The sequence below is a fragment of the Geodermatophilus tzadiensis genome (assembly GCF_003002915.1).
In the GTDB taxonomy this organism is placed as follows: domain Bacteria; phylum Actinomycetota; class Actinomycetes; order Mycobacteriales; family Geodermatophilaceae; genus Geodermatophilus; species Geodermatophilus tzadiensis.
Genome location: NZ_PVTG01000001.1, coordinates 604,413 through 613,265 on the forward strand (window position 1 = coordinate 604,413; position 8,853 = coordinate 613,265).

Annotated in this window: 8 protein-coding genes; 3 read left to right on the forward strand and 5 right to left on the reverse strand. The window is 75.6% G+C overall.

Annotation, left to right across the window (positions count from 1 at the left end; translation table 11 throughout):
- The first annotated feature begins 9 nt into the window (after window positions 1-9).
- Entirely contained in the window at window positions 10-1,770 is a 1,761-nt protein-coding gene (locus LY71_RS02935; RefSeq protein WP_106275424.1) for a PHA/PHB synthase family protein, read from the forward strand.
- A complete protein-coding gene (gene phaZ / locus LY71_RS02940) occupies window positions 1,754-2,620 on the forward strand; it encodes a poly(3-hydroxyalkanoate) depolymerase (RefSeq protein ID WP_106275425.1) in 867 nt (288 codons plus the stop codon). Before LY71_RS02935 ends, phaZ begins: the two co-directional genes overlap by 17 nt.
- Here the strand turns inward: phaZ and LY71_RS02945 are convergent.
- The 4 genes from LY71_RS02945 to LY71_RS02960 form a co-directional block, all read right to left on the reverse strand.
- On the reverse strand, window positions 2,617-3,999 hold the full coding sequence (locus LY71_RS02945; RefSeq protein WP_106275426.1) for a neutral zinc metallopeptidase: 1,383 nt from the start codon (window positions 3,997-3,999) through the stop codon (window positions 2,617-2,619). The two genes, phaZ and LY71_RS02945, sit on opposite strands and share 4 nt — an antisense overlap.
- A 135-nt stretch (window positions 4,000-4,134) precedes the next feature.
- Window positions 4,135-5,058, reverse strand: coding sequence for a hypothetical protein (locus LY71_RS02950; RefSeq protein ID WP_146146043.1), 924 nt, complete (start codon window positions 5,056-5,058; stop codon window positions 4,135-4,137).
- Between the two features lie 5 nt (window positions 5,059-5,063).
- Window positions 5,064-5,291: a hypothetical protein gene (locus LY71_RS02955; protein ID WP_106275428.1), complete on the reverse strand. Its 228-nt coding sequence runs from the start codon at window positions 5,289-5,291 to the stop codon at window positions 5,064-5,066.
- Window positions 5,288-5,908, reverse strand: a complete 621-nt coding sequence (locus LY71_RS02960; RefSeq protein WP_106275429.1) for a hypothetical protein — start codon at window positions 5,906-5,908, stop codon at window positions 5,288-5,290. Before LY71_RS02960 ends, LY71_RS02955 begins: the two co-directional genes overlap by 4 nt.
- Window positions 5,909-6,337: 429 nt before the next feature.
- On the opposite strand from LY71_RS02960, the gene zwf reads away from it, so the two are divergent.
- Entirely contained in the window at window positions 6,338-7,831 is a 1,494-nt protein-coding gene (zwf, locus tag LY71_RS02965; protein ID WP_106275430.1) for a glucose-6-phosphate dehydrogenase, read from the forward strand.
- On the opposite strand, the gene LY71_RS02970 is transcribed toward zwf, so the two are convergent.
- Entirely contained in the window at window positions 7,794-8,675 is an 882-nt protein-coding gene (locus LY71_RS02970; RefSeq protein WP_245887618.1) for an alpha/beta fold hydrolase, read from the reverse strand. The two genes, zwf and LY71_RS02970, sit on opposite strands and share 38 nt — an antisense overlap.
- Window positions 8,676-8,853 lie beyond the last annotated feature (178 nt).

Below are 8,853 nucleotides of genomic sequence, written 5' to 3' on the forward strand. Positions count from 1 at the left end.
GTCCCCGGGATGACCACCACCGCCAGCCGTCCGACGCCGGACCAGCCGAGCAGCCGGCCCACCGTCGTCGCCGGGTCGACCGACGAGGCCACCGAGCAGGCCGGCGACGCCGTCCTCGGCCTCGACATGATCCTGGTCGACGCCGCCCGCGGTCCGCTGCGCCGCATGGTGCCCCCGGCCCGCACCCTCGCCCACCTGGGCGGCGCGCTGGTCCGCCGGCCCTCGGCCGTGACCCGCCACGGCGGCGAGCTGGTCAGCGAGCTGGGCCGGATCGTGGCCGGCCGCTCGGAGATCGCGCCCTCGCCCAAGGACCGGCGCTTCGCCGACCGCGCCTGGAAGGACAACTGGCTGCTCCGGCGCACGATGCAGGCGCACATGGCCGCCGCCCAGGCCGCCGCGCGGCTGATCGACGACGTCGAGCTCGACTGGCAGGACGACGAGCGGATCCGCTTCGCGCTCACCAACGTCGTCGACGCGCTCGCGCCCAGCAACGTGCCGTTCCTCAACCCGCTGGCGCTCAAGGCGGTCGTCGACACCGGCGGCCGCAACGCCGTCACGGGCGTGCGCCGGCTGGTCTCCGACCTGGCCTCGGCGCCGCGGGTGCCCTCGATGGTGGAGCCCGACGCGTTCACCGTGGGCGAGGACCTCGCCGTCACGCCCGGCGCGGTGGTGCTGCGGACGCCGGTGTTCGAGCTGCTGCAGTACCGGCCGACGACCGAGACCGTGCGCAGCGTCCCGCTGGTGATCGTGCCGCCGACGATCAACAAGTACTACGTCACCGACCTCGCGCCGGGCCGCAGCATCGTCGAGCACTACGTCTCCGCCGGCCACCAGGTCTTCATGATCAGCTGGCGCAACCCCGACGAGCGGCACGCCGACTGGGGTCTGGACGCCTACGGCCAGGCGGTGCTCGACGCCGCCGACGCCGCCCAGGAGATCACCGGCAGCGACCAGGTGGCCCTCCAGGGCTTCTGCTCCGGCGGGATCATCGCCAGCATGGTGCTGGCCCACCTGGCCGCCACCGGCCGGCTCGACCGGGTCGCGGCCGCCAGCTTCGCCGTCACCGTCCTGGACTGGGAGCGCGCCGGCACCATCGGCGCGCTCATGGACGAGGAGGCGGTGCGGGAGGCCACCGAGAAGTCGCGGAAGAAGGGCTACCTCGACGGCGCGATGCTCGCCGAGGTCTTCGCGTGGCTGCGGCCCAACGACCTGGTGTGGAACTACTGGGTCAACAACTACCTGCAGGGCAACCCGCCGCCGGCCTTCGACATCCTCTACTGGAACGCCGACACCACCCGGATGAGCGCCGCGCTGCACCGCGACTTCATCGAGCTCGCCGTCGGCAACCTGCTCAGCACGCCCGGGGCGGCCAGCATGCTCGGGACGCCGGTGGACCTCTCGACGGTCACGGTCGACACCTACGTCACCGCCGGGATCGCCGACCACCTGTGCCCGTGGCAGTCCTGCTACCGCACCACCCGGATGCTCGGCGGGCGCAGCCGGTTCGTGCTGTCCACCGCCGGGCACATCGCCTCGCTGGTCAACCCGCCCGCCAACCCGAAGGCGTCCTTCCAGGTGGCGCCGGAGACGCCGGAGGACCCCGAGCGCTGGCTGGCCTCCGCGCACAAGGAGAAGGGCTCGTGGTGGCCGGACTTCACCGACTGGCTCGCCGAGCGGGCCGGGGAGGAGAAGCCGGCACCGGAGGAGCTGGGCAGCGCCGAGCACCCGGTCCTGGGCGACGCGCCGGGGACGTATGTCTTCGACAAGTGACCTGACGGGCGACCCGGCGGGCGAGCAGCCGCGGGCCGGCGCCGAGTCGGTCCGCTCGCTGACCGTCGGGGGCCGCACGCTGCGCGTGGCGGTGCGCCGCGGGGACGGGTCGGTCCCGCCGCTGCTGCTGATGAACGGCATCGGCGCCAGCCTCGAGGTGCTGCAGCCCTTCGTCGACGCTGTCCACCCGCGGCGGACGGTGATCCGCTTCGACGTCCCCGGCATCGGCGGCTCCCCCAAGCCCGTCGTCCCCTACGTGCTGGCCACGCTGACGCCGGTGGTCGCCGGCATGCTCTGCGAGCTCGGCCACGACGAGCCGGTCGACGTCCTCGGCCTGTCCTGGGGCGGCGGGCTGGCGCAGCACTTCGCCGTGCAGCACCGCCGCCGCTGCCGCCGGCTCGTGCTGGCGGCCACCGGCACCGGCAGCCTGATGGTGCCCGCGCACCCGCGGGTGCTGGCGCACATGCTCACGCCGCGGCGGCACCGCGACGCCCGGTACGCCGAGGAGGTCGCCGCGATGCTCTACGGCGGCACGGTGCGCAGCGACCCGGGGATGGCCGCCCGCGTGCTGCACTCGGCCAGCCGGCTGGGCCCGCGGCGCGGCTACTACTACCAGCTGGCCGCGAGCGCGGGCTGGAGCAGCCTGCCGTTCCTGTCGCTGATCCGGCAGCCCACGCTGGTGGTCGCCGGCGACGACGACCCGATCATCCCGACCGTCAACGCGCGCATCCTGGCCCGCGGCATCCCGCGGGCGCAGCTGCACCTGCACCACGGCGGGCACCTGGCGCTGGTCACCGAGGCGCGGGAGCTCGCGCCGGTGGTCGAGGCCTTCCTCGACGCGCCGGCCTAGAAGCCGCAGGCGGCCCCGCCCTCGACGAAGCCGCGCCGGAAGTCGTCGACCAGCTCGAAGCCCGACAGCCCCGGCACCGGGACGACGGTCTCGTCGGTGGCGTAGCGCAGCAGCACGACGGCGGCCTCGTCGACGTCGCCCGGGGACAGGGCGACGTCCAGCCCGTCGACGGCACCGCGGTGCACCTCGCGGACCAGCCAGCCCGTGGCGCACACCGAGCCGGTCACGGCCGCGGCGTCGTCCACCGACAGGCCGCGCTGCTCGCGCACCGCCATCCCGTAGGGCAGCCCGAGCAGCGTGGGGACGGCGAAGTCCCCGACCTCGGCGTAGGCCGGCTCGAGCAGCTCGACGCCGTCGTAGCGCACCGTGTCGTCCACCGGGCAGAACTGCAGGTCCAGCTCGCCGCCACCGCCGCAGACCGTCCCGGTGCCGTCGGCGGCGCGCAGGTCGGGGGCGTCGAGCAGGCCGCCGAGCGGGTCGGTGCCGGGGAAGCCGCGGCTGAGCGCCTGGTCCCAGAAGGCGGTGAGCAGGTCGTCGGTGCCGGCGACGACCTCCTCGTAGGGCAGGTCGCCGCCGGTGGCCGCCTCGTCGGCGCCGAACTCCTCCTCGGTGAACAGCCGTGCGGAGTCGAAGGCCGCGCACGCCACCGGGCCGTCGGCGTAGCCCTCCTGGAACGCCGACAGCTGGTCGAAGACCGAGCCGTGCGCGTCCTCGGCGTCGGGCGAGGAGCCCGCCTCGTCGCCGAAGTAGAGGTACCCCAGCAGGTAGGGGTCGAGCTCCTTGGGGCGGACGGAGAAGTGCGCCGCCCCGCCCCGCACCACCCACCGGGTCCACGCGCCGGCGAAGCACTCGGCCTGGGTCTCGGCGACGATCGAGGGGTCGTCGAGACCGGCGTGCGCCTGGACGGCGTGCGCGATCTCGTGCGCCATGACCTCGGCGACCACGAACGGGCCGTAGTCCTCCGCCAGCTCCGCCATCCACCCGCGGTCGTAGACGACGAGGTCCTCGTCGGGGCAGTAGTAGGCGTTGTCGGCCAGGTCCTCGACGTCGTCGGCGAAGCAGGGGCCGTCGGGCAGGTCGGCGGGGTCGGTCTCGTCGGGGTCGATGGACCAGAAGCCGCCGTCGACCGGGCCGAACCCGCCGCCGAAGACCTCCGGGTAGGTGCGGTCCCAGTAGGTGAGGACGTCGACGAGGGCGTTGCGGGCGATGCGGTCGGTCTCGTCGCCCTCCTCGGCCAGCTGCACGGTCAGGTCGGCGTCGGTGGCGTCGGTGCGCGTGCCCCCGGGCGGGCTCGCCACGCCGGCGACCACGGTGCTGCAGCCGGTCGCGGCCAGCGCGAGGGCGAGCAGTGCGGCGACGGCGGGGGGACGGACGCGCACGGTGCCCCCTCGGGTCGGCGGACGGCCCTCTCGGCGGCCGGCTCGGCGGACCGGAGGGTGCCCGGCGCCGCCCCGCCGGTCAACGGGGACGCGCCCGGCCCGGGTCGGGGCGGGGCGCCGTCTCCCGCCCCGCGGTCACGCCCCGCCGTGGACGACGCAGCCGCTGGCCGCGCCGCCGAGGGCGTCGACGGCGAACCCGCGCACCCGCAGCACGTCGGCGAGCGCCGCGTTGAGGACCTGCTGGACGTCGACGTCGGCGTCCGCGCCGTGCACCTGCTCGACGCTCATCCGGTCGTGCTGCCGCCAGCTGACCACCACGCCGCCCAGCCCCGGCTCCACCGAGACGCAGACCCCGCCGTGGGCGCTGCGCGGGCCCGTGGCGTCCCACAGCGGCAGGCCGGACTCGGCGAGCGCGGCGGTGACCTCGACGAGCAGGGTGACCAGCGGGTCGTCGTCGTCGACGTCGGCGTCCCACTCCTCGGGCAGCCGGTCGAGCTGCTCGCCCAGGTGGGTCAGCCACGCCGAGTCCTGCGCGGAGACCCGGCGGACCACCGTGCCGTCGGCGCGCAGGGTGCCGTGGACGGCGCGGGCGGACCCGTCGAGCCCGGCGGCCAGCGCGGTGCACAGGGCGTCGGTGCGGGTGTCGAACGGCCCGGCGACCGCGTGCTGCCCCGGCCGGTCCTCCGACCCGTCGACCAGCCACCACGCCGTCGCGCCCTCGGCGGCGGCGAGGCGGCGGCCGGCCGGGTGCGCCGCCACGCCCACCGCGGTCCGGCCCGCGGGACGGACCTCGGTCCCGAGGTCGGCCCGCGCCTCGCTGCCGCCGGCCGGGCCGGCGGACGGACCGGCCGGGACGGCCGGGGCCGGCAGCGTCGCGCCGCCTCCCGGGCCGGGCCCGGCGGCCCGGGCGGTCGCGGGTGGCCGGACGGCGTTGCGCTCGAACTCGTAGCGGGCCGTCGAGCTGCGGCCCAGGACGACGACCAGCCCGGCCATCACCAGGAAGCCGACGACGGCGACCACCGGCCACACGACCAGCTCGACGAGCCCTGCGGGCACCACGGGGGTCACCACGCGCACCAGGAGCGCTGCGGGCCGGAGCCCCAGTCGGCGGCCCGGTGCACCCAGGTCCGCACCCGGCCGAGGGGGTCGGCGGCGCGGCGGTGGGCCGCGGGCGGGTCACCGGCGGGGTCGAGACCGAGCAGGTCGAGCAGCTCGACCAGGCCCAGGCCGTCCCCGGCCGGGGCGGCCGGGCGGCGCGCCAGGAGGGAGGGGCCGGCGCTCACGGCGGTCACGCCCCGGGGCGGACGACGCAGCCGCCGGCCACGCCACCCAGCGTCTCGACGTCGAAGCCGCGCACCAGCAGGACGTCGCCCAGCGCGCTGTTCATCACCCGCTGCACGACGGCGTCGGTCTCGGCGCCGTGCACCTGGTCGACGCTCATCCGGTCGTGCTGGCGCCAGCTCACCACCACGCCGTCCAGCGCGGTCTCCACGGCCAGGCAGGCGCCGCCCAGCGCGCTGCCGGCGCCGGTCGCGTCCCACAGCGGCAGGCCGGACTCGGCCAGCGCGGCGGTGACCTCGACCAGCAGCGTGGTCAGGGGGTCGTCCTCGGCCGGCTCGCCGGCCCGGTCCTCGGGGAGCCGGTCGAGCTGGTCGCCGAGGTGCGCCAGCCACGCCAGGTCCTCCGGCGAGGGCCGGCGGTGCAGGCCGCCGTCGGCGCGGCGCACGCCGTACACCGGCCGCACCGGCTCGTCGTCGTCGCCGCGCACGGCGGCGGCCCAGCCGGCGCCGGAGCGGTCCGGGAACGGGCCGGCGACGAGGCGGTCGGGGCCCTCCTGGCCCTCGACCACCAGCCACCAGCCCAGGCGCACCTCGTTGTCGAGGCGCAGTCCACTGCTGCGGAGTGCCACGTGATCCACCGTTCATCCCGTCCTTGGGGCCGCCGCAGGGGAAGTGCGGCGGCGCCCGCCACCGCCGGTGAGGGCGGCGCGAGTGAGGGAAGTGTGGGGTCCGGCGGGGTCCGCGGGAGGCGCAGCGGCACACGCTGGGACGGCACGTGTTCGTATCGTTGTGCAGCCGCTCCGCCGGTCCGCTGACCCGTCGCTGGAGACACCCACATGTCGACCGGTCCGGCCCGGTCCGAGCGTGGCGGTGTGCCGGGAGGCGCCGCTGACCTCGGCAGACCCCCTGCCGACGGCGCGCCGCGTCCGCGTGTCCGGCCGTGGGGAGGACCGCGCGGTGCGCGCGCTGGCGGTGGGCGCCGGTCCGGGAGTAGAAACGGCACCCTGGCGGAGGTGCGGCGACGCCGGACCCGGCCCTGCGGGAGGTGGCGCGGCGCCATGGTGAACGCGGAACAGGAGCGCCGGGCACCGGCGGGGGTCCTCGTCATCTTCGGCGCCTCGGGCGACCTCACCGCCCGCAAGCTGCTGCCGGCGCTCGAGCAGCTGGCCGACCAGGGCGCGCTGACGCCCGAGGTCGTGCTCATCGGGGTGGCCCGGACACCGATGTCCGACGGCGAGTTCCGCGACTACTGCCGGCAGCGCGCCCCGGGCGACGGCGGCGCGCGGTGGCACGAGCTCACCGAGACCGCGCGCTACGTGGCGGGGGACTACGACGACCCGGCCACCTACGCCCGGCTGGCCGAGGTGCTCGAGGAGTGCGACCGCGACCACGGCACCGCGGGCAACCGCGTCTACTACTTCTCCACCCCGCCACGGCTGTTCGGCCCGATCGCGCTCAGCCTCGGCAAGGCGGGGCTGAGCCGGCCCGGTGACGGGGAGTCGGTGCGCGCCGTCATCGAGAAGCCGTTCGGCTGGGACGAGGACAGCGCGCGCGAGCTCTACGCCGACCTGACCACGGCCTTCAGCGAGGAGCAGATCTTCCGGATCGACCACTACCTGGCCAAGGAGACGGTGCAGAACCTGCTGGCGCTGCGCTTCGCCAACTCGATCTTCGAGCCGATCTGGAACCGCACGTGGGTGGACAACGTGCAGATCACCGTCGCGGAGACCATCGGCGTCGGTGAGCGGGGCGGCTTCTACGAGACCACCGGCGCGATGCGCGACATCGTGCAGAACCACGTGCTGCAGGTGCTCTCGCTGTTCCTCATGGAGCCGCCGACGTCGTTCCACCCCGAGGCGATCCGTGACGAGAAGGTCAAGCTGCTGCGCGCGATCCGGCCGCTGGACGAGGAGGCCGAGATCGCCGCCAACGCCGTCCGCGGGCAGTACACCCGCGGCGGCACGCGCGAGGACCTGATGGCCGGCTACCGGGAGGAGCCGGGCGTCGACCCGCTCAGCTCCACCGAGACCTTCGTGGCGATGCGGCTGGACATCGACAACTGGCGCTGGACCGGCGTGCCCGTCTACGTGCGCACCGGCAAGCGGCTGCCCGCGCGGGTGACCGAGGTGGTGATGCAGTTCCGTCAGCCGCCGCAGCTGCCGCTGTTCCCCGGGCCGTCGACCGAGCTGGAGCCCGACGCGCTCGTCGTCCGCGTCCAGCCCGACGAGGGGCTGAGCCTGCGCTTCGGCGCGAAGGTGCCCGGCCACGCGTTCCGGGTGCAGAAGGCGTCGATGGACTTCTCCTACAGCAGCTTCACCGAGCAGTCCCCCGACGCCTACGAGCGGGTCATCCTCGACGCGCTCGTCGGGGACCCGACGCTGTTCATCCGGGCCGACGAGGTGGGCCGGTCCTGGCGGATCGTCGACCCGGTGCTGCGGTTCTGGGCCCAGGACGACCGGCCGATCCCGCTGTACCAGGCGGCCACCTGGGGCCCGCCCGAGGCGACCACCCTGGTCACCCGAGACGGGCGGAGCTGGCGCCAGTCGTCCTGACCGGGGGCGCCGCTCGGTCGCGCAGGTGTCCGGCGACCACCGGTGCGAGCACGTCCGGGGGCACGACGTGGCCGTGCCCCTCGACCACGTGGAGACGGCCCTCGGGCAGGAGCCCTGCCAGCCGCCGGCCCACCTCCACCATGAACGGGGGGCTCGCGCCGCCGACCAGGACGACGCCGGGCCGGGGGACCCGGGCCGCGACGTCCTCCGGGACGGCGCCGCCGCGCTCGACGTCGCCCATCACCGCGGAGTCGTACGCGAGGGTGGGCGCCAGCGCGGTCAGCTCGTCCCACCGGCGCGTCCCCCGCATCCCGTCGACCACCTCCTGCGGCATCCCGGTGAGGCGGCAGAACGCCTCCACCGCATCGGCCCGCCGCCCCTGCGCCAGCAGGCTGCGGATGGTCCGTCCGTAGCGGCGCGCCCCGTCCCGCGCGGGCCCGTCGTCCGGTGAGTACGGCGGGTCGTGCAGGACGAACCGGTCCACGGGCAGCCCGGCGGCGACGGCGTGCAGCACCAGGCCGGCACCCGACGAGTGCCCGTAGAGGTGGACCGGGCCGCCGATCCGGTCGACGAGCGCGGCGATGTCCTCGACCTCCCGGTCGACCGCGTACGGGAGCGTGTCGCCGCTGTCCCCGCGACCGCGCCGGTCGTGGACGACGGTCGTGAACCACCTGCCGAGCGCCTGGGCGGTGGGACGCATCAGGGCGCGGTCGCACGTGGCTCCACAGACGGCGATCAGCGGCGGGCCCGCGCCGACGACCTCGTAGGCGATGGAGGTGCCGTCCGCGGAGGTGACCGTCTCGTACGTCATGAGGATCAGACCGGAGCGCGAGGCGCGGGTCATCGCACCGCCGGTCCCTGACGGCTCGGCGACCAGCGGCGTGCCCGTGCCGACGGTCGTGGCGCCACGATCCGCCGCACAGGCCCCTAGGGCGTGTCTGACGGATCTTGACGCCGTAAGTCGGCAGTCTCCGGACGATGCGACAGCATCGAATGGTGGTCTCCGATGAGGCGTGGGCGTG

Bases quoted from the DNA above. Each gene is read 5' to 3' on its own strand.
- phaZ (WP_106275425.1), top strand. From the start codon at position 1,754: ATGTCTTCGACAAGTGACCTGACGGGCGACCCGGCGGGCGAGCAGCCG.
- LY71_RS02970 (WP_245887618.1), bottom strand. From the start codon at position 8,675: ATGACCCGCGCCTCGCGCTCCGGTCTGATCCTCATGACGTACGAGACG.
- LY71_RS02935 (WP_106275424.1), top strand. From the start codon at position 10: ATGACCACCACCGCCAGCCGTCCGACGCCGGACCAGCCGAGCAGCCGG.
- zwf (WP_106275430.1), top strand. From the start codon at position 6,338: ATGGTGAACGCGGAACAGGAGCGCCGGGCACCGGCGGGGGTCCTCGTC.